This is a genomic window from Caulobacter radicis (assembly GCF_003094615.1).
Classification (GTDB): Bacteria; Pseudomonadota; Alphaproteobacteria; order Caulobacterales; family Caulobacteraceae; genus Caulobacter; species Caulobacter radicis.
Map to the genome: position 1 here is coordinate 407391 of NZ_QDKO01000009.1, position 25315 is coordinate 432705.

Annotated in this window: 14 protein-coding genes and 2 pseudogenes; 5 read left to right on the top strand and 11 right to left on the bottom strand. The window is 67.6% G+C overall.

Annotated elements, in window-relative coordinates:
- Window positions 1-93: 93 nt before the first annotated feature.
- From DDF62_RS04235 to DDF62_RS04245, 3 genes are read right to left on the bottom strand one after another with little or no spacing between them, the layout of a single operon-like run.
- The gene (locus DDF62_RS04235; protein WP_116487945.1) at window positions 94-3213 is read right to left on the bottom strand and encodes an efflux RND transporter permease subunit; all 3120 of its coding nucleotides are present in this window, start codon (window positions 3211-3213) and stop codon (window positions 94-96) included.
- Window positions 3213-4277: an efflux RND transporter periplasmic adaptor subunit gene (locus DDF62_RS04240; RefSeq protein WP_116488209.1), complete on the bottom strand. Its 1065-nt coding sequence runs from the start codon at window positions 4275-4277 to the stop codon at window positions 3213-3215. Before DDF62_RS04240 ends, DDF62_RS04235 begins: the two co-directional genes overlap by 1 nt.
- 11 nt (window positions 4278-4288) lie before the next feature.
- Window positions 4289-5845 carry an efflux transporter outer membrane subunit gene (locus tag DDF62_RS04245; RefSeq protein WP_116487946.1) on the bottom strand — a complete coding sequence of 519 codons (1557 nt, stop codon included), beginning with the start codon at window positions 5843-5845 and terminating at the stop codon, window positions 4289-4291.
- Between the two features lie 243 nt (window positions 5846-6088).
- Between DDF62_RS04245 and DDF62_RS04250 the strand changes: the two are divergent.
- Window positions 6089-9394 (top strand): annotated as a pseudogene (locus DDF62_RS04250) (TonB-dependent receptor).
- A gap of 255 nt (window positions 9395-9649) precedes the next feature.
- On the opposite strand, the gene DDF62_RS04255 reads toward DDF62_RS04250, so the two are convergent.
- The 4 genes and pseudogenes from DDF62_RS04255 to DDF62_RS04265 all read right to left on the bottom strand — a co-directional run bounded on the left by DDF62_RS04255 (window position 9650) and on the right by DDF62_RS04265 (window position 14719).
- Window positions 9650-10630, bottom strand: a complete 981-nt coding sequence (locus DDF62_RS04255; protein WP_116487947.1) for a DegT/DnrJ/EryC1/StrS family aminotransferase — start codon at window positions 10628-10630, stop codon at window positions 9650-9652.
- 160 nt (window positions 10631-10790) lie between these two features.
- Window positions 10791-10934: pseudogene (locus DDF62_RS26025) on the bottom strand (hypothetical protein); the annotation flags it as partial.
- 5 nt (window positions 10935-10939) lie between these two features.
- Entirely contained in the window at window positions 10940-12490 is a 1551-nt protein-coding gene (locus DDF62_RS04260; RefSeq protein WP_116487948.1) for a class I adenylate-forming enzyme family protein, read from the bottom strand.
- 150 nt (window positions 12491-12640) lie between these two features.
- On the bottom strand, window positions 12641-14719 hold the full coding sequence (locus DDF62_RS04265) for a 3-hydroxyacyl-CoA dehydrogenase NAD-binding domain-containing protein (protein WP_116487949.1): 2079 nt from the start codon (window positions 14717-14719) through the stop codon (window positions 12641-12643).
- A 449-nt stretch (window positions 14720-15168) separates the two neighbouring features.
- Between DDF62_RS04265 and DDF62_RS04270 the strand changes: the two genes are divergently transcribed.
- On the top strand, window positions 15169-16197 hold the full coding sequence (locus DDF62_RS04270) for an adenosine deaminase (RefSeq protein ID WP_116487950.1): 1029 nt from the start codon (window positions 15169-15171) through the stop codon (window positions 16195-16197).
- A gap of 190 nt (window positions 16198-16387) precedes the next feature.
- Here DDF62_RS04270 and DDF62_RS04275 read toward each other — a convergent pair whose 3' ends face one another.
- A complete protein-coding gene (locus DDF62_RS04275; protein ID WP_116487951.1) occupies window positions 16388-17632 on the bottom strand; it encodes a TetR/AcrR family transcriptional regulator in 1245 nt (414 codons plus the stop codon).
- A gap of 101 nt (window positions 17633-17733) precedes the next feature.
- Window positions 17734-19635, bottom strand: a complete 1902-nt coding sequence (locus tag DDF62_RS04280; RefSeq protein ID WP_116487952.1) for an ATP-binding protein — start codon at window positions 19633-19635, stop codon at window positions 17734-17736.
- 128 nt (window positions 19636-19763) lie between these two features.
- On the opposite strand from DDF62_RS04280, the gene DDF62_RS04285 reads away from it, so the two are divergent.
- Window positions 19764-20987 carry a serine hydrolase domain-containing protein gene (locus DDF62_RS04285; RefSeq protein ID WP_116487953.1) on the top strand — a complete coding sequence of 408 codons (1224 nt, stop codon included), beginning with the start codon at window positions 19764-19766 and terminating at the stop codon, window positions 20985-20987.
- A 141-nt stretch (window positions 20988-21128) separates the two neighbouring features.
- Here DDF62_RS04285 and DDF62_RS04290 read toward each other — a convergent pair whose 3' ends face one another.
- Both DDF62_RS04290 and DDF62_RS04295 read right to left on the bottom strand, forming a co-directional pair.
- Window positions 21129-22022, bottom strand: coding sequence for a pirin family protein (locus tag DDF62_RS04290; RefSeq protein WP_116487954.1), 894 nt, complete (start codon window positions 22020-22022; stop codon window positions 21129-21131).
- Window positions 22023-22113: 91 nt separating this feature from the next.
- Window positions 22114-22410, bottom strand: a complete 297-nt coding sequence (locus tag DDF62_RS04295) for a hypothetical protein (protein ID WP_101718743.1) — start codon at window positions 22408-22410, stop codon at window positions 22114-22116.
- An 821-nt stretch (window positions 22411-23231) separates the two neighbouring features.
- On the opposite strand from DDF62_RS04295, the gene DDF62_RS25360 reads away from it, so the two are divergent.
- Window positions 23232-23825 (top strand): hypothetical protein, encoded by a 594-nt coding sequence (locus DDF62_RS25360; RefSeq protein WP_133244887.1) that lies wholly within the window; start codon window positions 23232-23234, stop codon window positions 23823-23825.
- A gap of 472 nt (window positions 23826-24297) precedes the next feature.
- On the top strand, window positions 24298-25314 hold the full coding sequence (locus tag DDF62_RS04300) for a retron St85 family RNA-directed DNA polymerase (RefSeq protein ID WP_116487955.1): 1017 nt from the start codon (window positions 24298-24300) through the stop codon (window positions 25312-25314).
- Window position 25315 lies beyond the last annotated feature (1 nt).

Genomic DNA, 25315 nt, shown 5'->3' on the forward strand with positions numbered 1-25315 from the left:
TGGGGGCGTAGATACGAAGAAGGCCGGTGGGGAGGAGGCTGACGCCTTCCCCCCACCGGCCTTCGGCCGCCTCCCCCACGGGGGGAGGTTCTACTACAGCCGATCCACCGGCGAGGCCGTCGCCCCAGGCGCCTCACGCGGCGTGGTCAGGCGCGAGAGCTTCGGCGTGATCCAGCGCTCGAAATCGTCGATGACCTCGTAGACCACCGGCACCAGCACCAGCGACAGCAGGGTCGAGGTGATCAGGCCGCCGATCACGGCCACGGCCATGGGCTGGCGGAACTCCGAGCCCTGGCCCAGGCCCAGGGCGGTGGGCAGCATGCCGGCCATCATCGCCAGGGTGGTCATGACGATCGGGCGGGCCCGTTCGTGGCAGGCGTCGATCAGGGCCTCGCGCTGGGTCATGCCGGCGCGCTCCTGCTCGATGGCGTATTCGACCAGCAGGATCGAGTTCTTGGCCGCCAGGCCCATCAGCATCAGGAAGCCGATCAGCGACGGCATCGACAGCGGCTGGCGGCAGACCACCAGCGCCACCAGGGCGCCGCTGATCGCCAGCGGCAGGGCCGAGATGATGGTGATCGGCTTGAAGAAGCTGCGGAACAGCAGGACGAGCACGCCGAACACCAGGCCGATGGCCGAGAGGATGGCGACCGCGAAGCCGCTGAACAGCTCGGTGAAGGCCTCCTGGTCGCCGGCCGAGGCCGGGGTGACGCCGGCGGGCAGGTTCTTCATCGTCTCCAGCTTGCCGATCTCTTCCAGCGCCTGGCCCAACTGGGCCTCGCCGTTGAGGTCGGCCTCGATGGTCAGCTGCCGCTTGCGGCCGAAGCGGTCGATCTTGGCGGGACCCGCCTGGAAGTCGATGTCGGCGACGCTGTCGAGACGGGTGGCGCCGCCGCTGGCGGTGGGCACCTGCAGGGCGCCGATCGCCGCCAGGTCTGAGCGCGCGCCGTCGGGCAGGCGGATACGGATCGGGATGCGGCGCTCGCCCTGGGTCATCTTGGCGACGTTGGCGTCGATGTCGCCCACCGTGGCCACGCGGGCGATGGCGGCGATGTCGGCCACCGAGACGCCCAGGCGCGCGGCCTCGTCGGCGCGCGGCCGGATGACGATCTCCGGACCGCTGGGCGGCGAGGACGGACGCGGGTCGGCGACGGTCTTGAGCGACCGCATCTCACGCTCGATGTCGAGGGCGGCCTTGTCGAGGGCGGCGCCGTCGTCGGAGGTGATGATGTTCTGGATGTCGGCCGCGCCCCAGTCGCTCTGCAGGTTGACGCGGGCGTCGGGAATGTCGCGCAGGCCGGCGCGGATCTCCTGCTTGATCTGCGTGACGGTCAGCTTGCGGTCGCCCTTGAGCACGACCGTGACGGTGCCGTCGCGGACGTCGGCGCCGCTCTGGCCGCCGAAGCCGCTGGCGATGTTGGAGCCGACCTGGACGAAGACGTGCTCGGTCTCGGGACGCGCCTTGAACATCCTGGTCACGGCCTGGACCGTGCGGTCCATGTCGGTGACGGTCGCGCCGGGCGGGCCCTGAAGCTTGATGTAGTAGTAGTTGGCGTTGCCGGCCGGCTGGAAGCCGACGGGGAGCACGCCGATCGAGGCCAGGAAGCCGGCGCCGACCAGCGAGCCGACGGTCAGCACCCCGCCGAGGATGAAGCTGATGATCCGGTGGTCCAGCGCCCAGTCCAGGCTCTTGCGGTAGAGGCCCTCGAACGGCTTGCGCGGATGCGGGTCCTTCGACGGCTTGAGGAAGTAGGCGGCCAGCAGCGGGGTCAGCAGGCGGGCCACGACCAGCGAGAACAGCACCGAAACCGCGACGGTCAGGCCGAATTCCTTGAAGAACTGGCCGGGGATGCCGGGCATGTAGGACACCGGCACGAACACCGCGACGATGGTGAAGGTGGTGGCCACGACCGCCAGGCCGATGGCGTCGGCCCCCTCCATCGCCGCCTGGTAGGGCCGCTCGCCCTTGGAGACCCGTTTCTCGATGTTCTCGATCTCGACGATGGCGTCGTCGACCAGGATGCCGATGACCAGGGTCAGGGCCAGCAGGGTGACGACGTTCAGCGAGAAGCCGACCATGGCCATGAAGGCGAAGGTCGGGATCAGCGACACCGGCATGGCGATGGCGGTGATCAGGGTGGCGCGCCACTCGCGCAGGAACAGGAACACCACCAGCGAGGCCAGCAGCATGCCTTCCAGCAGGGTGTGCTCGGTGGCCTTGAAGCTGGCGCGGGTCTCGTCGACGGTGGAGTAGATCTTGGTGAAGCTGACGCCCTTGCTCCTGGCCTCGAGGGCGAGCACGGCCGCCTTCACGCGATCCTCGACCTGCACGTCGCTGGACTCGCGGGTCTTCATGACCTGGAAGGCGACGACTGGCTTGCCGTCGAGACGGGCGAAGCCGCGCTCCTCGCCGGCGCCCTGGCCGACGTCGGCCACGTCGGTCAGCTTCACGTAGCGCGAGCCGACCGGGATGGTGATCTGCTTGAGCTGGTCGAGCGTGTTGGCCGCGCCGAGCACGCGCAGGGTCTGCTCGCGGCCGCCGACCGTGGCCCGGCCGCCGGGGGCGTCGAGGCTGAAATTGGCCAGGGCCTGGTTCAGCTGAGGCGCGGTGACGCCGAAGGCGGCCATGCGGGCCGGGTCGATGATGACGTTGATCTCGCGCTCGGCGCCGCCGACGCGGGCCACCTGGGCCACGCCCTTCTCGCCCTGCAGGGCGCGAGTGACGGTGTCGTCGACGAACCACGACAGCTCGGCCGTGCTCATCGCCGGGGCCGAGACGGCGTAGGTGATGATCGGGGCGCTGTCGATTTCCAGGCGCTGGACGATCGGCTCGTCGATCTCCTTGGGCAGGCTGGCGCGGGCCTGGTCGACCTTGGAGCGGACCTCGTCGGTGACCTTCTGCAGGTCTTCGCCAAGCTCGAACTCGATGGTGGTGGTCGAGGCGCCCTGTGTCACCGACGAGCGGATGGTCTTGATGTTGGAGATGCCCGAGACCGCGTCCTCGATCGGGCGGGTGACCTGGGTCTCCAGCTCGCCGGGCGCGGCGCCGCTCTGGGTGACCGAGACGGTGACGGCCGGGAAGGTGACGTTCGGGAACTGCTTGACCGGCAGCGACAGGTAGGCCGCCACGCCGGCGATGATCAGGGCGATGAACAGGACCGCGACGGGGATCGGGTTCCGGATCGACCAGGCTGAGATGCGAAGCTCGGACATCAGTTGGCGGCCTTCTGGGCGGCCGTGACGGGCTGGGGCTTCACCAGGTCGCCGTCGCCGGCGAAGGCGGCCGAGCCGATGATGACGCGCGTGCCGGCGGCGGGGCCCTGGACCAGCTCGACCCAGCCGCCGCCGCGGCGGCCGGTGCGGACCGCAACCTGCTTGGCGCGATTGTTGGCGTCGACGGTCACCACCGACAGGCCCGAGGCGTCGTAGCGGATGGCGGTTTCAGGCACGGCCGTGACCGCCTGGCCCGAGGCGCCGAAGGTCGCCTTGCCAAAGCCCCCCGCCCGCAGGTCCTCGCGCACCGGCAGGCGGATGCGGACCTTGCCAAGGCGCGTGTCGGCGTTGACGCGCGGGCTGACCAGGCGGATGGCGCCGGCGACCTGCTGGCCGCCGGGCAGGGTGACGGTGGCCGGCTGGCCGACCGCCAGGCCCGCCAGGTCCTGCTCGTTGACGTCGGCTTCCAGCTCGACCAGGCCGTCGCGGACGATGCGGAACCACGGCGTCGTGCCGCCGCCGGAGATCTCGCCGGGCTTGACGCCGCGCTCGATGACCCGGCCGCCGACGGGGGCGACGATGGTCATGCGGCTCTGGCGGGTCTTCAGTTCGTTGAGCGAGGCGGCCTGGGCCTTGGCGGTGTAGCGGCGGCTCTCGATCTGTTCCTGGCTGAGCACGCCCTGGCCGTCGAGGCCGGAGACGCGGGCGGCTTCGGCCTGGGCCTGGGCGGCGACGGCGGCCTGCTGGTCGATCTGGGCGCGCAGCAGGGTGGCGTCCAGCTGCACCAGCGGCTGGCCGGCGCGGACATAGTCGCCCTCGTCGGCATAGATGCGGGCGACGCGGTAGCCGGAGAGCTCCGAGCCGACCACGGCCTCGTCGCGGGCCAGCAGCACGCCGGAGGCCTCGATGCCGCCGCCCAGCGGGCGGGTCTCGACCTGGCCGACGCTGACGGCGCGGGCCTGGCTGGTCGGGGCGGCCTTGTCGTCGTCCTTCTTGCCGCAGGCGGTCAGGGCCAGGGCGGACGCGGTCAGCAGGGCGAGCGCGCGGGCGGAGTTCATCGTCATGGTCTGGGTTCTCATCGCGAGGCGCGTTCGGAAGACATGTCGGCGGGCTGGCTGGCGGCCCGTGGAGGCAGGGGCGCGGGCGCGTTCGGAGACCAGCCGCCGCCCAGCGCCTTGTAGGTCTGCACTGCGCGCAGCAGCGCCTGGGTCTGGGCGCCGGTCAGGGCGGTGCGGGCGCTGCGCCAGTTCTGCTCGTTCTGCAGGTTGGTCGTCTGGTCGGTTAGGCCGGCGGCGTAGCCCTTGCGGCTGGCGGCGTAGGCGTTGGCCGCGCGGGCCTCGCCGGCCTTCAGCAGGGCGACGCGGCGATTGTCCGACGCCAGCTGGGCCATGGCGTTCTCGGCCTCGCCATAGGCGGTCTGCACCGACTTCTCGTAGGCGACGGCGGCCTGTTCGGTGCGGGCGTCCTGGGCGTCGATCTCGGCCAGCAGCTGGGGGATGTTGAGCAGCGGGACCGAGACGTTGCCGCCCAGCGTCCAGGTTCCGGTGGTGGTCGACACCGTGCCGCCGCCGGCGCCGCCCTGACCGAAGTTGAAGGCAGGCGAGACGCTCTTGGCCCAGCCGAGGCCGGGGGTCAGGGTGAAGGTCGGGAACAGGGCCTTCTGGTTGACCTTGAGATTGCCGGCGGCCGAGGCCAGGCGGGCCTGGGCCTCGCGCACGTCGGGGCGACGGGCCAGAAGCTCGCCCGGCACCGCGGCCGGGATCGCCGGCGGCTCGGCCAGGGCGGCGTCGACGTCCAGGCTGGCCAGCGGGTCGATCCCCCGCCCGACCAGGATCAGCAGGCTGCGGCGGGCGGCCTGCAACTGGCCCTCGAGGTCGGCGGCCTGGGCCTGGGACTGGGCCAGGGTGGCCGCGGCGCTGTCGGCTTCGGACCCGGCCGACAGGCCCCGGCGGGCCTTTTCGGCGGCCAGGTCGAGCAGGCCCTGGCTGATGCGGGCGCTCTGTCGGGCGTCCTCCAGCTGGACGGCCAGGCCCTTGGCCTCGAAATAGGACTGGGCGACGTTGGCGGCCAGGGCCGCGCGGGCGCCCTCATAGGCGAAGCGGGCGGCGGCCAGGTCGTTGTTGACCACTTGCAGGCCGGCCTTGCGGCGGCCCAGGTAGTCGAGCTCCCACGAGACGTCGAAGCCCGCGCTGTAATTGTCGGTGTCGCCGCCGAGGGTGAAGCCCTGGCCGCTCTGGTCGAGGATGTCGGTGTGCTGGCGGCTGGCCGCGCCCTTGATCTGGCCCGAGGGGATGAACAGCTGGCGGATCTGGCCCTTGCGCACCGCGCGGGCCTCTTCCAGCACGGCTGCGGCGCTGCGGGCGTCGGGGCTCTTTTCCAGGGCCGTGGCGATCAGGCCGCTCAGCTGCGGGTCGTCGAACTGCGTCCACCACTGGTCGAGGGCGGCGGCGGGCAGGGGCGTTCCGGCCGGGGCCTCGAAGGCGGCGGGCAGGCGGGTGTCGGGCGTGCGGGGCGCGGTGGCGTTGCAGCCGGCCAGGGCCAGGGCGGCCAGGCTGACGCCCGCCGCAAGGCCGACCTGGGCGATCAGGCGCGCGGCCGGACGTCGGCGATCGGCGGTCGCGTCGAAACTCATCAAGAATTACCCCACTTCCGGACGACCGCCCCTAAACGGACGAACTGGACCGTCGTTCGCTCAATTAGGGCGACTATTCACAAGAAAAAAGCCCGTCTCGCCAAGACGCGGACGGATTTTCCCATGCTTGCGGTCACTACGTAGGACGGTCGCACCTCTGTTCGCACGGCGACCACCCGAATCTGTCAGCAGGCTGGCAGCCGAACGCGACGATTTTTCGAAGCGGCCCGCAGGCGGCTTTCGTTGCCGCTCGATTACGAGCGGTTGACGTTTCGGAAAAACATACCCAATCATCGAAACATTCGTTCGACTCTCACCGTTGATGCGGTTCGCGGTGGTTTCGGGCAGTTGAAAAGCTTTGCGTACAAAGTATCCGGCGAGAGGGGGGTCCCAAGGTTGTCGGCATCCAAGTTCGCATCTTCCAATTTCGAAAAGCGTGACCATGGCGCGGCGGGCGGCCGTGCGTCGTCATCGCGCGCGGAGGATTTCGCCGAGACCTGAGAGAGATCCGTCCTCGCCCAAGCGCTCCGAAAAAGAAGAGAGACCGGGAGAGGGAAGATGACCAGGAAGACCTATCTGCGCGCGGGCTCGGCCTGCGCGTTGGCGGCGACGCTCGCCGCGACGGCGGGGGCGGCGCGGGCCCAGGAAAGTACGCAGGTCGAGGAGGTGGTGGTCACCGGCTCCTTCATTCGCGGCACGCCCGAGGACGCGGCCCTGCCGGTCGACGTGATCGGGGCCGAGGAACTTCAGAAGCGCGGCTCGCCCTCGACGGTGGAGCTGATCAAGTCGCTGTCGGTGTCGAGCGGGGTGCTGGGCGACACCAACCAGTTCGACAGCCGGGCTCAGGGCTCGGAGGGCTCGGGCTCTGTGAACCTGCGGGGTCTGGGCTCGCAGCGCACCCTGGTGCTGCTGAACGGCCGGCGCCTGGCGATCAATCCGCTGGCCTCGGCCGGGGCCGGCATCGTCGACACCAACATCATTCCCGCCGCCGCCATCGGCCGGCTGGAGGTGCTGAAGGACGGCGCGGCGGCGACCTATGGCTCGGACGCCATCGCCGGCGTGGTCAACTTCATCACCAAGAAGAACGTCGACGGGCTGGAGGTCGGGGCCGACTACCGGGCGATCGACGGCTCTGACGGCGACTACGGCCTGAACCTGACCTACGGCAAGCCGTGGGACAACGGCGACATGCTGATCAGTATCGGCTGGCAGCACCGTTCCAAGCTCAGCGTCGCCGAGCGCGACTGGGCCAACCAGCCCTACCTGTCCAATCCCGAGGCGGGATGGTCGGCGGCGGGCAGCCCCTCGAGCTTCATCCCCGTGGCCAGCACCACCAGCGGCCTGCGCGACCCGGCCTGCGCGGGGCTGGGCGGCTATCCCGGCTTCAGCGGCCTGACGCCGGTCTGCTACTGGCACTACACGCCGTTCGACAACCTGGTGGAAAAGTCCAACGCCGTGCAGGTCTATGGCGAGATCAACGCCCGGCTTTCGGAGACCACCAAGTTCCACGTCGAGGCGCTGTACGCCCATACCGACGTGCCCGACTGGAACACCTCGCCGTCCTATGCGGCGCTGGCCGTGCCGACGGCCGAGGTGGCGCCGATCCCGCAGCTGGCCGGGCGCTATTTCGTGCCGGCGACCAATCCGGGCCTGATCGCCTTCATGGCCGCCAACCCGACGGTGATGCTGACCAACCTGGGCACCGGCGCCCAGACCACCGTGCCCGGCACGATCTTCGCCGGCGGCGCGCTGAACGTCGCCAACCGGCCGTTCGGCATCGGCGGCAACCCGGCCTTCGGTTACGGCCCGTCGATCGGCTCGCGCTCGTTCGACGCCTATCGGGTGTCAGCCGACCTGAAGGGCGAGTTTAGCAACGGGATCGGCTGGGAGGCGGCGGTGACCTACTCGCAGGAGGTGGGCATCCGCACCGGCTACGACACCCTGGTCAACCGCTACGCCCTGGCGCTGCGGGGACTGGGCGGGCCCAATTGCGACAGCAGTCCCTCGACCCCCGGCATCCAGGGCACGCCCGGCGTCGGCGGCTGCATGTACTTCAACCCGTTCGCCAGCGCCCTGCCCAGCAACGCCATCACCGGCGTGGCCAATCCGGGCTACGTCTCGAGCCTAGCCAACAGCAAGGAGCTGACCAGCTGGTTCTTCCAGAAGCTGTCGACCAAGCAGACCTCGCGACTGTTCGTCGCCGAGGCGGTGCTGAACGGCAAGACGACCATCAGCCTGCCGGGCGGCGACATCGCCTGGGCGGCCGGGATGCAGTACCGCCGCAGCTACTTCACGGCGACCTACAACGACATCTCCAACGCCCTGATCAATCCGTGCGTCAACACGCCGGACTTCGGGGTGACCACCTGCACCGGCTCGGCGCGGAACGGGCCGTTCATGTTCCTGGGCGTGGGCACGCCGTCGGATAACCAGAGCGACGTCGTGGCCGCCTTCGGCGAGCTCAGCCTGCCGATCACCGAGACGGTGCAGGCCCAGCTGGCGGCCCGGTACGAGGACTATGGCGGGGCGGTGGGCTCGACCTTCAACCCCAAGGCCTCGGTCCGCTGGCAGGCCACGCCCTGGATGGCGGTGCGGGCCTCGGCCGGCTCGACCTTCCGCGGGCCGCCCGATCCCCTGACCACCACCACCTCGGTGACCTCGCTGCAGGGCATTCTGGGCGTATTCCGGGCGGTCGACATCTTCGGCAATCCGAACCTGAAGCCCGAGAAGGCCAACACCTACAATGTGGGCCTGCTGTTCAAGGCCGGCAGCTTCAAGGCCAGTGTCGACTACTTCCGGTTCGACTTCAGAAACCCGATCGTGGCCGAGCCGGTGGCCGGCATCACCAACGCGATCTATCCGAACGGGGTGGCCGGAGCCAACAACTGCGCCGACCCGGCCTATGCGGCCCTGGTGGCGCGCTTCACCTTCAACGGCGCCTGCGGCTCGCCGGCCAATATCGCGCGGCTGAAGACCTTCTATATCAACGGCGCGCCGGTGGAGAACTCGGGCTTCGACTTCTCGGCCGACTACAGCTTCGCCGGCGTGCTGGGCGGCGACCTCGCCGTCGGCGGCACGGCGACCTGGGTGCAGAAGTACGAGGTGGGGGCGACCACGGTCGAGGGCGTGGTGGTCGAGAAGGCTTTCGACGCGGTGGGCCTTCTGAACTACCAGACCACGGTGGTGCCGATCCCCGAATGGAAGGGCCAGGCCTTCGCCGAGTGGAGCCGGGGGATCCACAATCTGCGCCTGACGGTGCACTACATCGGCAAGTACGACGACCAGCGCGTCGCGCCGTTCGCGACCGGCGCCTACAAGGACACGACCGGCGCGGCGGTGACCGTGGCCAGCGGCAAGACCATCGACGCCCAGGTGCTGACCGATCTGGCCTGGCGAGTGCTGCTGCCGCGCGAAACGACGGCGACGGTGGCGATCACCAACCTGTTCGACCAGGACCCGTCCTACGCCCGGCTCGACCTGGGCTACGACCCGTTCACCGGTGACCCGCTGGGCCGGACCTACAAGTTTAGCCTGCGCAAGAAGTTCTAGGGATCCCCACCTCGGGGAACTGACGGCCGGCCATCCTCCTGCCGGTCGTCCTGGGCCGGAGCCCGCTTGGCCGTCCCCCGCGCCAGGCAGGCTTCGGCCTTTCTGTTGTCAAAGCTCCTCCCCGCTCGCGGGGGAGGGGGACCACAAAGTGGTGGAGGGGGCGAGACTGGGCGCGGCGGAAGCTGTCGCCCCCTCCGTCACGCTGCGTATCCGCAGCGCGCCACCTCCCCCGTTTCACGGGGGAGGAGCTGGGGCTCAGACCTGCGCCACGGCCCGCCGCACGGCTTCGGCCAGGTCGTCGAGGTCGGCGATGTCGAGGTCGGCGGCGAAGGGCAGGCCCAGCATCTTGCCGGCCAGGTGGTCGACGACCGGCACGCTGTCGGCCTGGATCTCGGGATCGCGCACGCCGACGCAGGTGACGAAGCGGCCCTCGACGGCCAGCAGGGCGGCGACGGCCGGGGCGCAGCCCTCGGCGACGCTGACGACGCAGGCGCTGGACACCCACGACAGGCCCCAGCCAGGCTGGAAGGCGACGGGCGAGCCGAGCAGCAGCATGCGCAGGCGCTGGGCGTTGGTGGCCAGCTGCTGGCGCTTGAGGGTCCAGCCGTCCAGGCCGTCGTCGCCCTCGAAGGCGGGGGCGGAAAGGCGGCCGATCAGATCGGCGTCCTCGGCGGCGACGAACACGCCTTGCCCGCCGGGCAGGCCGACGACGACGGGGACGGGGGCGTCCATGATCACGTCGAAGCCGAAGGCGGCGTCGACCACGACCGGCAGGCCGGTCTCGGCCTGGAAGGCGGCCAGGGCCAGGAGGTCGGGGGCGCGGCCGAAGGCGCAGGTGGTGACGATGGCTTCCAGCGGGCAGGGGGCTTCGCTCAGGCGCTCGCGCAGGTGGGCGGTGTCGACCATCCAGGTGAACGGGTCGACGTCGACCAGCCACGGCGTCAGGCCGGCGGCGGCTACGCCTTCCAGGGTCTCGCGGCCGGCCAGGGCCGAGAAGATACAGACGCCGCCAGGGCGCGCGCCCTGGGCGGCCAGCAGGTCGGCGGTGGCGGCGGCGCGGTCGGCGCAGGCGCGCACGGCGGTGGTTCGGGAGAAGCGCTGGGCCAGCCGGCCGTTCAGGTCGTCGCAGGCCGGGCCGCCGAAGGCCTTGCCCAGGGCGTCGAAGTCGAGCGGCGCCGGAGAGGCGAGGACGGACTTCGGCTGCGACGCCAGAACGGCGGCTGAAAGGCTGGACATGCGAGACGCTTCCGCAACGAACCGGCGCCGACAACCCCGACAGCGCCTTTATGGTTAACTGAACGTATCGAGTGACTCGGCCTGTCCAGATGCGGCGCGCGGTCGCGGCGGAGATTGCGGTTTTTCCGGGTTTTCGGTGATCCGCTTTCCTATCCGCCCGTCATTCCCGCCCTTGTGGCGGGAACCTCTGGTTCCACTCGCAAGTGAAGCGCCAGCGGACCGCTGGCGGTCCGCCCCTCCCGCCCTTGCGGCTGATAGAGGGTTTCCCGCCACAAGGGCGGGAATGACGGGCGTTGGGGGTGTGGCGAGCTATCCCTTCGCCGTCCACCCGTCGCGCAGTTCGCGCTTGAGCACCTTGCCGATGTGGCTGCGGGGCAGGGCGTCGACCAGCACCAGCTCGGCCAGGCGCTGGGTCTTGCCCAGGCGCTCGTTGGCGAAGGCGCGGACGGTTTGCGTGTCGGCGGTCGCGCCTGGCTTCAGGGCCACGAAGGCCACCGGGGTCTCGCCCCAGGCGTCGGACGGCACGCCGACCACGGCGGCTTCCAGCACGTCGGGGTGCGCGGCGATCACGGCTTCCAGGTCGCTGGGATAGATGTTGAAGCCGCCGCTGATGATCATGTCCTTCTTGCGATCCATCAGCGTCAGGAACCCTTCGGCGTCGAAGCGGCCGACGTCGCCGGTGCGGATGAAGGATAGGCCTTCGGGGCTGGTCCAGGTCGCCTCGGCGGTCTTGCCGGGCTGGCCGTGATAGCCGTTCATCATGCCGGCCGAGCGGCCGACGATCTCGCCGACGACGCCGGGACCGACCTGGACGCCGTCCTCGTCGATCAGGCGGATGTCGTGGCCCGGGGCGGGCTGGCCCACCGTGTGCAGCTTGTCGGGATGCTCGTGGGCCATGAGGATGCAGGTGCCGCCGCCCTCGGTCATGCCGAAATACTCGACGAGGCCGCCGGGCCAGCGACGCAGGACCTCCGCCTTCAGTTCGGCGGCGAAGGGCGCGCTGGTGCAGAACTTCAGCCGCGTGGACGACAGGTCGAAGGCGTCGAAGTCCGGATGGGCCATCAGCCGGCGGTACTGCACCGGCACCAGCATGGCGTGGGTCATGCGGTGGGCCTGCGCCAGTTCCAGGAAGCGGCCGGCGTCGAACTTCCTCATCAGCACGACGGTCCCGCCGCCGGCCAGGGTGGGGAAGAAGCAGACCAGGGTGGTGTTGGAATAGAGCGGGGTCGACAGCAGGGTGACCGCGTCAGGGCCATAGCCGACGGCGTCGCCGCGGAAGACGTGCTTCCAGCGCATGCCGTGCGACTGGACGATGCCCTTGGGCGCGCCGGTGGTGCCGCTGGAATAGATGATGTTGAACGGATGCTCGGGGCCGATCTCGACCGGCGCGGGCGTCGCGTCTTCGGGAGCCAGCCAGGTCTCGAAGGCCTCGCCGGCGGCCGAGCCGTCGAGCGCGATGGTGCGGGTCGCGACCGGGGCGGGCTTTTGCGCCTGCGCCACCCCGGCGTCGACGAAGAACAGTTTCGCGCCGCAGTCGGCGACCATGCCGGCGATGGCCTCGGGCGTGGAGGAGGGCGCCAGCGGCGCGACCGCGACGCCCGCGCGCAGGCCGCCCAGGAACACGGCCGCATAGGGAATGGACGACAGGGCGCAGACGGCGACCGCCTCGCCAGGCGCCACGCCGTCGCGCTGCAAGGCGGCGGCGACGCGGTCGGCCAGGGCGTCGAACTGGCGGTAAGTGACGGCCTCGCCCGTCTCCATGATCACGGCGGGGTGGCCGGGCGTTTCCCGCGCCCGCTCGCGCAGGATGTCGCCCATCACGCCGTAGTCGGCGGCGATCATGGAGGGGATGGTGGGCATGGGGGACGCCTCTGCACTGACTGCTCCCTTCCCCCTTGATGGGGGAAGGGTTGGGGAAGGGGGTGGTTGCTGAGCTTGCGGCGGTGCGCGGCTTCGACCGTCGCAGTCACCCCCACCCCTGTCCCTCCCCCATCAAGGGGGAGGGGAGAGTTAGAGGTCCTTGAAGCCCTTGCCCTCGGCGACCAGCCGCTCCAGCAGGGCCGACGGCTTGAAGTCGTCGCCGTGCTTTTCCTGGAAGGCCTTCATGCCGGCCAGCACCTTGTCGAGGCCGACCAGTTCGCCCCAGAACATCGGGCCGCCGCGATAGACCGGCCAGCCGTAGCCGTTGATCCAGACGATATCGATGTCCGACGCCCGGATGGCCTTGCCTTCCTCGAGGATCTTCGCGCCCTCGTTGACCATCGGATAGAGGCAGCGCTCGAGGATTTCCTGGTCGCTGATCTGGCGGCGCTGGATCTGGCGCTTCTCGGCGAAGTCCAGGATCACCTTCTCGACCTCGGGTGAGGGCTTGGCGACGCGGTTCTCGTCGTAGTCGTAGAAGCCCTTGCCGTTCTTCTGGCCGCGGCGGTCCATCTCGCACAGCACCTCGCGCACGGTGGACGAGCTGGTCTTGGCGGGATCCCAGCCGATGTCGAGGCCGGCCAGGTCGCTCATGGCGAACGGGCCCATCGGCAGGCCGAACTCGTAGAGCACGCGGTCGACGTCCCAGGGCATGGCGCCCTCGAGGATCAGCTTCTGGGCCTCGCGTTGGCGCTGGGCCAGCATGCGGTTGCCGACGAAGCCGAAGCAGTTGCCGACCAGGACGGCGACCTTGCCGATCTTCTTGCCGATCTGCATCGAGGTGGCGATCACCGACTTGTCGGTCTTCTCGCCGCGCACGATCTCGAGCAGGCGCATGACGTTGGCCGGCGAGAAGAAGTGCAGGCCGATGACGCTTTCCGGGCGCTTGGTGACGGCGGCGATGGCGTCGATGTCGAGGTACGAGGTGTTGGAGGCCAGGATGGCGCCCGGCTTGGCGATGGCGTCGAGCTTGGTGAAGACCTCCTTCTTGATCTCCATCAGCTCGAACACGGCCTCGATGATCAGGTCGCAGTCGGCCAGGTCTTCCAGGTGCATGGAGGGGGTGAGCAGCCCCATGCGCTTTTCGACGTCGTCCTGGGTCAGGCGGCCCTTCTTGGCGGTGTTCTCATAGTTCTTGCGGATGATCCCGACGCCGCGGTCGAGGTTCTCCTGCTTGGCCTCGATGATCGTCACCGGGATGCCGGCGTTGAGGAAGTTCATCGAGATGCCGCCGCCCATGGTGCCGGCCCCGATGACGCCGACCTTCTTGACGGGGATCGTGGGGGTGTCGTCGGGCACGTCGGGGATCTTGGCGGCCTGGCGCTCGGCGAAGAACACGTAGCGCTGGGCGGCCGACTGGCTGCCGGTCATCAGTTCCATGAAGAGGCGGCGCTCTTCCTTCAGGCCCTCGTCGAAGGGCAGGTTCACCGCCGCCTCGATGCACTTGATGTTGTTCTCGGGCGCCAGGAAGCCGCGGAACTTGCGGGCGTTGGCCTTCCTGAACTCGGCGAAGATCTCGGGCTTGCCGCGGGCGGCCTCGACCTTGTCCGACAGGTCGCGGACCTTCTTCAGGGGGCGGCCCTCGGCCAGCGCCACGCGGGCGAAGGCGATGGCCCCGTCGCGCAGGGCGCCTTCCTCGACCAGGCTGTCGAACAGGCCCATGGCCAGCGCGACCTTGGCCGGCACGTGCTGGCCGCTGGTGACCATCTCCAGCGCCTTCTCGACGCCGACGATGCGCGGCAGGCGCTGGGTGCCGCCGGCGCCCGGGAGGAGGCCGATGTTGACCTCGGGCAGGCCCGCTTTCGCGGAGGGTACGGCGACGCGGTAGTGCGCGACCAGCGCCACCTCCAGCCCGCCGCCCAGGGCCGTGCCGTGGATCGCGGCGACCACCGGCTTGGGCGAATTTTCGATGGTGTTCTGCACGTCTTGCAGAGAGGGGCCGGTCATGGCCTTGCCGAACTCGCTGATGTCGGCGCCGGCGATGAAGGTCTTGCCCTCGCAGATCAGCACGATCGCCTGCACGGCCGGATCGGCGATCGCCGCCTCGAAGGCGCTCTTCAGTCCTTCGCGGACCTGGGCCGACAGGGCGTTGACCGGCGGAGAGTTCAGCGTGACGACGCCGATGTCGCCTTCGACGGTCAGATCGGTGACGGCGTTGATCGCGGCCATGCGGTTCCACCCTTTTCGGTTCGTTTGAACGCTTGTTTGACTAAAGCCAGCACGACGGCGCGCCAGAGTCCAGAGGGCGCGGGCGGCGCCGCTTTTTCGGGCGCCGCAGGTTGACGTCGCGAGAGTCGTACTGGACATTCGAAGGGTTCAGTTTCGGTCGAGATGGCGCCTGCCGGCGCGGGCCGACGTGACATCGCGTCGGCGCGTAAGCCTACGGTCTTCCAAGAACAATCGACCAGACTGGGGAGGGAGTTCGCACCAGGACCGGCCGCTCGCCGCCGCTTGCAGGCGTGCGGGACATTCCAAGACCGATTCAGGCGCGGGCGCGACGCGGTGCATACGACGCGTCGAAACTTAGAGGTGAAGCGCACCTCGGCGCGGGGGCGACAGGCTCCCGCGCCGCCTTGTGCGGGCTTGACCCTGCCGCGCTGCGAGCCGATGGAATTCCCATGACCGACACCACGCTCGAAGCCTTCGCCCGCGGCCTGCCCAAGGCCGAACTGCACATGCACATCGAGGGCAGCCTCGAACCGGAATTGATGTTCGCCCTGGCCGAACGCAACGGGATCACCCTGCCGTACAAGTCGGTGGAGGAGATCCGCGCGGCCTACGCCTTCTCGAATCTGCAGGACTTCCTGGACATCTATTACCAGGGCGCGGGCGTGCTGATCACGCGGGCCGACTTCAAGGACTTGGCGCTGGCCTATTTCGAGCGCCTGGCGGCCGACGGCGGGGTGCACGCCGAGATCTTCTTCGACCCGCAGACCCACACCGAGCGCGGCGTCGCCTTCGAGACGGTGATCGACGGCCTGCTGGACGGCATGAGGGAAGCCGAAGAGCGCTTGGGCGTGACCTCCAAGCTGATCCTCTGCTTCCTGCGCCACCTGTCGGAAGAGAGCGCCTTCGAGACGCTGGAGCAGGCCAGGCCGCATCTTGCGAAGATCGCCGGCGTCGGCCTCGACTCCTCGGAAGTCGGCCATCCGCCGGCCAAGTTCGCCCGCGTGTTCAAGGCCGCCCGCGACCTGGGCCTCAAGATCGTCGCCCACGCGGGCGAGGAGGGGCCGCCGGAATATGTCTGGGAAGCCATCGACCTCGTCGGCGTCGACCGTATCGACCACGGCAATCGCGCCCTGGAGGACGATGCCCTGACCGCCCGTTTGGTGGCCGATGGCGTGACCCTGACGGTCTGCCCGCTGTCGAACCTGAAGCTGTGCGTGGTGCCGGATCTGACGGCGCACCCGATGCGGCGGATGCTGGACCTGGGCCTGAAGGCGACGGTGAACTCCGACGACCCGGCCTATTTCGGCGGCTACCTGCTCGACAATTACCTGGAGACCGCCAAGGCCGTCGACCTGTCGCGGGACGATTTGGTGGTGCTGGCGCGCAATAGCTTCACGGGCTCGTTCCTCGACGAGGCCGAGAAGGCGCGGCGGCTGGCGCAGGTGGATGCGTATGTGACGGGAAATCCCTCTCTCTAAGAGAGAGGGAGGGGCCCACGCCAAAGGCGTGGGAGGGTGAGAGGTTACATCCTCTCCGAATGGAGCGCGATGGTTCGAGCTTCGGCTTGGACAGGGTCTGAGGTGCGCCGGCTAGCGGTGAAACCTCTCACCCTCCCACCGCTGCGCGGCGGGCCCCTCCCTCTCTCGAAGAGAGAGGGTCTCAAAAAGGCTACTTCGCCATCAGGCCCATCAGCAGAGGCCTCGCGAAGAGCCTCGCGGCGTCTTCGCGCGTCACGCCAGGGGCCCAGGCTTGCAGCGAGGCCGCCGCGTTGAGCATCGAGTTGATCATGTGCGCGGCCACCAGCGGGTCGACCGCGCGCACCGAGCCGTCGGCTATGCCGTCGGCGATCATGCCGGCGAAGCGGTTGGAGCCGCGGGCGTAGCCGTCGCTCATTTCGTGCCGGATCTCGATCGGCAGGGCGCCCATCGACGAGGCGCGCAGGAGCGGGCCGTGGTCCGACAGCTGGTATTCGACCAGGGCCGCCGTCGCCGCCGACACCGCCGTCCAGCCGTCGCCTTCAAGCGAGGGGGCGGCCAGGGCCAGGGCCGACAGCTGGGCGCGGCGGGTGACCGCGAAGGTGCGCTGGAAGCACTCGACCACCAGGGCGTCCTTGTCCTCGTGGTGGTGGTAGAACGAGCCCTTGGTGACGTTCAGCGCCGCCGAGATGTCCTCGACCGAGGCGCCGCGATAGCCGCGCTGGTTGATCAGGCGCGTGGCGGCCACGAGGAAGGTCTCGCGCCATTCCTGGCCCTCGTCGGAGACGGGCGTCGGGTCGGGCAGGGCCGGCGGCGTCCAGTCGCGGCCAGGGCCGGCGATGCCGCCCACGAGAATGTCGTACATCCGCTCGCGCACCCGCTCGTAGTCGTCGAGGTCGAAGCGGCGCAGCCAGGCGCCGGTCCAGAAGACCTGTTCGAGCAGCAGGTGGGCGCGGGCGTTGCGCTCGGCCTTGTCGAGATGGGCGAAGGCCTCGCCGTCGAAGAAGCCGCGCACCCGGCGGAAGATGTCGGCGAAGGCGGCCTGCACCGAGGCGCGCATCGGCTCCTTCAAGGCGCGGATCTCGGTGAAGCTGGCCAGTGGCGCGTCTTGCCCTGCGCGCACCCGGCGCGACAGGTCGAGATAGAGGGTCAGGAACTTGCGGATGCGGCCGGCTGCGTCGGGCTCGGCGGCCGCCTCGTCGATCATCGCGTCCAGGCGTTCGAGGCCCCGGATGAAGCAGGCGGCGGCCAGGTCGTCCTTCTTGCGGTAGTAGTAGGTGACGCTGGTGGTGATCAGCCCGACCTTGGCGGCGACGTCGGCCAGGGTCATGCCCTTGACGCCCTGGCGATTGAGCACGGCGGTGGCGGCCGCCAGGATGGCTTCCTTCTTCTGCGCGTAGCGCGCGGTCGCCGCGGTGACGGTGTGGCCGTCGTCCATAGTCTGGCCCCCTGCAACGCCGGACTTTCCGGCGTTGGACTCAAGCGTCCAATCTAGGCCTGGAAAGGGGCCGCAGAAAGGCCCGCCCAAGTCTTTGTCGCTCAGTGGACGCGGTCGGGCAGGGCGGCGACCACGGCGCGGACCAGGGCGGCGGGCGACAAAGGCTTGGCCACCGAGCCGTTCATCCCGGCCTCGGCATAGGCGGCGGTCTGGTGGGCCAGGGCGTTGGCGGTCATGGCCACGATCGGCGCGGCGCCGGCCGGACCGGGCAGGGCGCGGATGGCCCGCGTGGCCTCGACCCCGTCCATGATCGGCATCTGGATGTCCATGAAGATCAAATCATAGCCGCGCGCGGCCGCCACGATGCCGGCCTGGCCGTCCTCGGCGGTGGCGACCCGGGCGCCGAGGGCTTCGAGCATGCGGGTGGCGATCAGGCGGTTGACCGCGTTGTCCTCGACCAGCAGCACCTCCAGCCCGTCGAGCATCGGGGCGTCGTCCTCGTCGTCCGTCGCCGCGGGGGGCTGGGCGGCCGGGGCCAGAAGTTCCAGCCAGAAGGTCGAGCCCTGGTCCGGCGTGCTGGAAAAGCCGATATCGCCGCCCATCAGCTGGGCCAGACGACGGGTGATGGAGAGGCCAAGGCCCGCGCCGCCGAAACGTCGGGTGGTCGAGCCGTCGGCCTGGCTGAAGCGCTCGAACAGGCTGGCCTGGGCGTCGAGCGGAATACCGACCCCCGTGTCCTCGATCTCGAAGCGCAGGCGCAGGCCCTCTTCGACCGGCGCGACGGACAGGCGGGCGGTCACCTGGCCGGCCAGGGTGAACTTCACCGCGTTGCCGATCAGGTTGAACAGGGCCTGGCGCAGGCGCACCGGATCGGCGGCGACGAAGGCCGCGCCGGCCGGCGGGGCTTCGACGCGGATGGCCAGGCCCTTGGCCTCGGCCTGCGGCTCCAGCAGGTCGGCGACGCTGCGCAGCAGGGCGGACGGATCCAGCGCCTCGGGGGAGAGCTCCAGCTTGCCGGCCTCGACCTTTGAGAAGTCGATGATGTCGTTGAGCAGCTCCGACAGCATGGCGCCGCAGCCCAGGGCCTCGGCCAGCAGGCGGCGGCCGTCGGCCGACAGCGGTTCGTGCTTGAGGAGGTGCAGGACGCCCAGCACGCCGTTCATCGGCGTGCGGATCTCGTGGCTCATATTGGCCAGGAATTGCGACTTGGTCGCGGTCGCCGCCAGGGCCGCGTCGCGGGCGACCAGCAGCTCGGTGACGTCCTGGCTGATGCCGATGACGTCGAACAGCTCGCCCGCCCCGGCCCGCACGCCGCGCCAGTCGGTGCGCATCCAGTTCCAGCCCTCGCTGGAGGGGTCGGCGTGGCGGTAGACCAGCTGGGCGTGCTCGCCGGTCTCCTGGGTGCGCAGGAAGGCCCGGGTCATCGTCTGGCGATCGTCGGGGTGGATGGCGGACAGCATCTCGGCCACCGTCATCTGGCGGGCGTCGCCCAGCGGCGCGGCCAGGGTCGTGATGTCCTGCTCGAAATAGTAGATCCCCTTGCGGGTCTCGAAGCGCCAGACATAGACGCCGGCGGCGTTGCGCAGCATCTCGTTGGCGCGCTCGGCCTGCTGGCGCTGGAGGCGGCGCAGCCGTTCCTCGGAAAAGTCCTGGAAGACGATCAGCAGCGCGCCGTCGGGCAGGATCTTCGAGCGCGAGCGCACCCAAAGCCAGCCGCCGCCCTTGCGGGCCAGCCGGTGCTCGGACTGCACCTGGCCCTCGGCCCGCAGAACCCGGCCGGCCTGTTCCAGCACCTCGGTGTCGTGCAGGTGGAGAAAGTCGCGGATCGAGCGGCCCAGGGTCTCGTCGGGGCTCCAGCCGGCGATCGCGCTCCAGGCCGGATTGACCCGCACGATGGCGCGGTCTTGCAGCACCACGAACATGTCGAGGCTGTTCTGGAAAAACCAGTCGGCCGCGGCACGGTCGATGTTCGAGGCCGTCTCGCCCTCGGGACGCTTGCCCATCGCGCTCCCCTCGTCTTCAATCGATCAACGCAGGATCAGGTGAAGGTTGCGTTATCCGTACCGCCTATTCGATCCGCGATAATAAGGCGACCGTGACTGAAGGTCGCGCCAGTAAGGGGGATTCCCGTTTGAGCACGCCCGAAGCCGTCGGCCTGTCGTCGCAGCGCCTGAAGCGCATCGATACCTTCCTGCAGGCCAAGTATGTCGAGCCCGGCCTCCTGCCCGGCGCCCAGCTGCAGGTCTGGCGGCGCGGCCAGCTGGCCCACGAGACCGTGCTGGGCCTGGCCGACCGCGAGCGCGGAACGCCGCTGAAGTCCGACACGCTGTACCGCATCTATTCGATGACCAAGCCGATCACCTCGATCGCCTTCATGATGCTGGTCGAGGAGGGCCGGGTGGCCCTCGAGGATCCGGTGCATCGCTTCATCCCGGCCTTCAAGGACCTCGGCGTGTTCGCCGCCGGCTCGCTGGGCATGTTCCAGACCAGGCCCCTGGCCGAGCCGATGCGGATGATCGACCTTTTGCGCCACACGGCCGGCTTCACCTACGGCTTCCAGCAGCGCGGCAATGTCGACGCGGCCTATCGCAAGCTGCATCTCGACGACCTGCCGGGGCCGCGCGACCTGGACGGCTTCATCGCCGAGCTGGCCAAGCTGCCCCTCGAGTTCAGCCCCGGCGAGGCCTGGAACTATTCGGTCTGCACCGACGTGCTGGGCTATCTTGTGCAGGTCATCTCGGGCCAGCCGTTCGACCAGTTCCTCAAGGACCGCATCTTCGAGCCGCTGAAGATGGCCGACACCGGCTTCTTCGTGCCGGAGGCCGATCAGGCCCGCTTCGCCGCCTGCTACAGCCTGGATCCCAAGGGCAAGGTGGTGCTGCAGGACGATCCGGCCCAGAGCCCGTTCCTCAAGGACCCGCTGTTCAAGTCCGGCGGCGGGGGCCTGGTCTCCACCGCCGCCGATTACATGCGCTTCTGCCGCATGATCCTGAACGGCGGCCAGCTGGACGGCGCCCGCATCGTCAGCCCCAAGACGCTGAAGGCGATGATGCTCAATCACCTGCCGGGCGGCCGCGAGCTCACCGAGATGTCGAAGTCGCTGTTCAGCGAGAGCGTCTATGACGGCGTCGGCTTCGGCCTCGGCTTCGCCGTCACGACGGACCTGGCCCGCACCCGCACCATCGGCAGCCTGGGCGAGGCCTTCTGGGGCGGCATGGCCTCGACCGCCTTCTGGGTGGATCCGGTCGAGGACCTGGCGGTGGTGTTCATGACCCAGCTGATGCCGTCCAGCGTCTATCCCATCCGGCGGGAGCTGCGGACGCTGGTCTACGCGGCGTTCGAGGAGGCGGCTTAATCTCCGGGAACCTCCCCCTGTGGGGGAGGTGATCGCGAAGCGATCGGTGGGGGGAGTGGTTGATGACTTTCCGTTGTCTCGGAAGCTGAAAACGGCCCCCCACCGGCCTTCGGCCGCCTCCCCCACGGGGGGAGGTTCGTCCTAGAGCGGCGAAGCCGGCGGGGTATAATCCTCCGGCAGGGGGATGAACTCGCCGTCGTCGAGGTCGGGCAGCTTCATGCGGCCGGCGCGCCAGTCGGCCTTGGCCTGTTCGATGCGGTCCTTGGAGCTGGAGACGAAGTTCCATTCGATGAAGCGCGGGCCGATCGGCTCGCCGCCCAGCAGCATGACCACCGACGGCTCCAGGGCCTCGAAGACCACGGTCTCGCCCGGGGCGAAGACGGCCATCTGGGCCGCGCCCAGTTCGCGGCCGGCGACTTCGACCCGGCCGCTGGAGACATAGGCCGCGCGCTCGGAGTATTCGGCCGGCAGGGCCGCCTTGGCCCCGGCCGCCAGCTCCCAGTGGACGTAGAACAGCGGCGAGTGCACCGGCACGCTGGCCTTGGCGCCGAAGGCCTCGCCGGCGATCAGGCGGGCTTTCAGGCCCGCGCCCTCATAATAGGGCAGGTCGGCCGAGCCGGCGTGGTGGCTGAAGCCGGGATCCATCTCCTCGTATTCCTTGGGCAGGGCGATCCAGGCCTGCATGCCGTTCATCACCCCGCCCTGGCTGCGCAGGGTCTCGAAGCGTTCGGAGTGGGTGATGCCCGAGCCTGCGGTCATCCAGTTGACCTCGCCGGGCACGATCTCGATCTCCGAGCCGACGCTGTCGCGGTGGGTCATGGCCCCTTCGAACAGGTAGCTCAGGGTCGACAGGCCGATGTGCGGGTGGGGCCGCACGTCGACGCTACGGGGGAAGTTCGGGTCGAAGCTGGCCGGGCCCATGTGGTCGAGGAACACGAACGGCCCGACCATGCGCCGCTTGGCGAAGGGCAGCACCCGCCCGACCTCGAAACCGCCGATGTCGCGGCGGCGGGCGTCGATGACGAGGTCGATCATGGGGGCTCCGTGTGGCTTGTTGCGCGGGCTCAGTCCTCCCACGGCGGACGTGCGGCGTCTTGTTGATTTTCGCGGAGGCGCGGTCCCGCCTTCAGCGGTCGTTCCACCAGGCGCCCTGGCGGCGCAGGATCTCGACATATTCGTCGACGACCTCGGGCGGACAGCCGCGGCGGCGCTTGTACTCGGCCTTCTTCTCGGCCTCGATCGCGGCCAGCCGCCGGGCTTCGGCGCGAGCGGCGGCCTTGGCGGCGGCGCGGGCCTCGGCCTCGGCGCGCTCGGCGGCGCGACGCGCGGCCAGCCGCTCCGCCGGCGTCGGCGGGGGCGGCGGAGGCGCGGGGCCGCGGGTGCGGTGCGGACGGGCGGGGCAGGGGTTGCGGCGATGGGGCATGGGGTTGGGCTCGGCTGGGAACCTCCCCCCGTGGGGGAGGCGATCGCGCAGCGATCGGTGGGGGGAGTTGGGGGCTGAACCAGGCCGGCCTGGGTGGAAGCTGAAAACGGCCCCCCGCCGGCCTTCGGCCGCCTCCCCCAGAGGGGGAGGTTTCCTGATCGCCGGACACGCGGCCTCGCGCTCACGCGGAAAACCGCTGAGGGGATGGAGAGGGCGCGGGGCGTCCGGACCGCGTCCGGAGCTGTGTTTGAATGTACCGTTTCGACGAAGCCTTGACGCCCCGCGCGATCGTTTGACCTCAGGCCGGGGCGCGCGGGCCTTTTCCGCCCTTCACCCCCTTCGGCATGTGCCTTCCCCGTGACCGGGCTGTGAGCTTCGCTAGCCATCGCGTGCAGACAGAAGGCGCCGGAGCGGACCCTCGGGCGGGCGGGAGCCCATGACAGGCAAGCCCCCGATAGGCGGGTTTACGTCCCCCGCCCTCCGTTCAAGCCCCGCCGGCCCGGCTCACGCCGCTCCAGGAGGCCCCGCTCGATCGCACCCCGCCGCACGCATCGGGCCGGATCCTAGCGCCCTCTCCCCGCGACGGGATCGAGAGGATTATGCGGGCGGTTTGAGGGCCGTCGGATGGGAAACGTGCGTTTTTATGTAGGGCGTTGATTGGGTTGGGGTTTGTTCGGCGGGGGATGGGGATTGGGGGAGGTTATTCGGCCAGTGAAGTGAGGGGGGGCACGGTAAGCTGGACGTTTTGGGGCAGCTTCACCTAAAGTGTAGTTTCTTCTGTCGATTTTCGAGTCGGCAGGCCTAACAGTCGCGAATCTTACGTGAGCCCCTCAAGCAAGCCGTTCACAAAGCCCATTCAGCGGGTGAAGCTTAATCTTGCGGTGACTCGGCTCGCGCAGGAGTTAGATGTTTTTGTCGCTGGCCCATTTATAGATAAAAATTGGACGGCTGAAGAGCTGGTTAAGCAAAGTGCCGCTACCCGTGCCAGGCTTGCGGTAAAGGATTTTATAGAATCTGATTTGCAGCACAGGGTCGTTCTTGGTGAGCATCGCGGTGTTGATGAAATTGGATCGTCTGCGTTCGGTGATCACACCAGTTTTGCTATCGCTGAGCTTGCTCTCGTCAGGGAGTGTGAGGCTATTGTAATATTTCCGTCAAGTGTTGGATCTTTCTGTGAGCTTGGTGCCTGGTCTTTAAGTGAACATATATGCAGAAAGATGTTAATAATACCGGAAAAGAAATTTGAGAATGAGGTAAGCTATTTAAATATTGGAACATTGAGAATGGCTGCTAGTAATGGCGCTTCTATTATTTGGCGAGATTTGGAAGATCTAGAAAGTATAATGGGTGATGTAAGGAGGTTCGTTGGCTTTGCGCATGATCGCGCCATGGTGAGGTCTGTCACTCGTGACTAAGCGGGAGGCTATAGATGATATTCTCTTGATGTTGGCTATTAAGCTGGCGCAGCCTGGGTTGGCGGCTGATATCGAGGAGGGATATTATCGTCTCGATCCGGACTCTGCTGAGGATAGGCCCTCTAGGAAAGATCTGAGGCTTCATTTAGATAGGCTTATAGATCAAAAGTATATATGGCTGTATGCGGGGCGGCGTTACCTGTTGACGCGGCGTGGTGAGCGCTACGTTGCGCTTGCTGGTTTGAGGTTGGATCTCGATATGCGTCGCCTCTACTTGCTAAAAGAGACGCGATCGTCTAGTTTGAAGCGTCGGGGCGGCACTCACGATTGGCCGCTGAAGCAGCAGCCATAGGTTTTCTTGGTTGGGCGTAAAGGGCTCGCGGTTAGGCTTCTGTCGCGCTTTCGGGCGCAGCCAAAACCGCGACAGAAGCCTAACCGCGTGCTCTTAAGCAACTAATTTGGTTGGTAAAACGTGTCGCCCCGCACCTACGACCTCATCACGAACCCCAAATACATAGACTTTATCAGCGAGTCTGTTCGATCTGGGTGTTCTTTGGAGGATGTCAAGTTTCCGGTCCCTTCGGTTTCTTTGCCGGCATTAAATAAAGCTGAAGATATATCTTATTATCTTGGTATATCTCCGGAGTTGATTTGGACTCTTATCAGGTCGCCAAGGTATAAATATAATACCTTTTCAGTAAGAAAAAAATCTGGCGGATCGCGTGTTATAAGCGCTCCCAGAACATACATGAAGGTTGTTCAGTGGTGGATAAACGACGTAATTCTTTCTAAATTTCCGCAAAGAGATAACGTATTTGGATTTGTTCCTGGCGTTAGTTATGTCGATAATGCCGCGTATCATCATGGTGCAGTTACTATGATGAATGTTGATATAAAGAACTTTTTCCCTTCCATTAAGTCGGAAGATGTTCTCGTCTGCTTTATGAAAATTGGATATTCTAAGCAGGTGGCTTTGGGGCTTTCCGCCTTAACGACTTATGCGGGATTTTTACCGCAGGGGGCTCCCACTAGTCCAAATTTATCAAACATCGTATTTTCGGAATTTGATGAAAAAATATCCAATATATGTAAACTATACAATTTAAAATATTCTAGATATGCTGATGACATGACTTTTTCTAGCATTGGTAGGGTGCCGAAAGACTTTCACCGTATTATTTCCAGAGAATTGTTTCCGAAATTTTTGCTGAACGATGAAAAAACCCAGTATATGGGTGCGGGGGACAAGAAGGAAGTAACGGGACTCGTTCTTGGTCGAGATGGTCCCGCTATTAGCCGAGAGAAATTAAATGGTCTGAGGGGGTGGTTGCATCAGATTATTGCTAACCCGGAACAGTATGTAGATGATTTGGACAGATTATCTGGCACCCTCGCTATGGTTCGGATGGTGGGTGGTCGTGGCACCGGCCCAATTCTGCTGCAAGGAGGACGAGCTATGCAGGCTATCGAGCAATCTCTCCGCATTTAAT

Bases quoted from the DNA above. Each gene is read 5' to 3' on its own strand.
- DDF62_RS04275 (WP_116487951.1), bottom strand. From the start codon at position 17,632: ATGGACGACGGCCACACCGTCACCGCGGCGACCGCGCGCTACGCGCAG.
- DDF62_RS04290 (WP_116487954.1), bottom strand. From the start codon at position 22,022: ATGATCGACCTCGTCATCGACGCCCGCCGCCGCGACATCGGCGGTTTC.
- DDF62_RS04245 (WP_116487946.1), bottom strand. From the start codon at position 5,845: ATGAGTTTCGACGCGACCGCCGATCGCCGACGTCCGGCCGCGCGCCTG.
- DDF62_RS04255 (WP_116487947.1), bottom strand. From the start codon at position 10,630: ATGTCCAGCCTTTCAGCCGCCGTTCTGGCGTCGCAGCCGAAGTCCGTC.
- DDF62_RS04270 (WP_116487950.1), top strand. From the start codon at position 15,169: ATGACCGACACCACGCTCGAAGCCTTCGCCCGCGGCCTGCCCAAGGCC.
- DDF62_RS04265 (WP_116487949.1), bottom strand. From the start codon at position 14,719: ATGGCCGCGATCAACGCCGTCACCGATCTGACCGTCGAAGGCGACATC.
- DDF62_RS04280 (WP_116487952.1), bottom strand. From the start codon at position 19,635: ATGGGCAAGCGTCCCGAGGGCGAGACGGCCTCGAACATCGACCGTGCC.
- DDF62_RS04235 (WP_116487945.1), bottom strand. From the start codon at position 3,213: ATGTCCGAGCTTCGCATCTCAGCCTGGTCGATCCGGAACCCGATCCCC.
- DDF62_RS04260 (WP_116487948.1), bottom strand. From the start codon at position 12,490: ATGCCCACCATCCCCTCCATGATCGCCGCCGACTACGGCGTGATGGGC.
- DDF62_RS04240 (WP_116488209.1), bottom strand. From the start codon at position 4,277: ATGACGATGAACTCCGCCCGCGCGCTCGCCCTGCTGACCGCGTCCGCC.
- DDF62_RS04295 (WP_101718743.1), bottom strand. From the start codon at position 22,410: ATGCCCCATCGCCGCAACCCCTGCCCCGCCCGTCCGCACCGCACCCGC.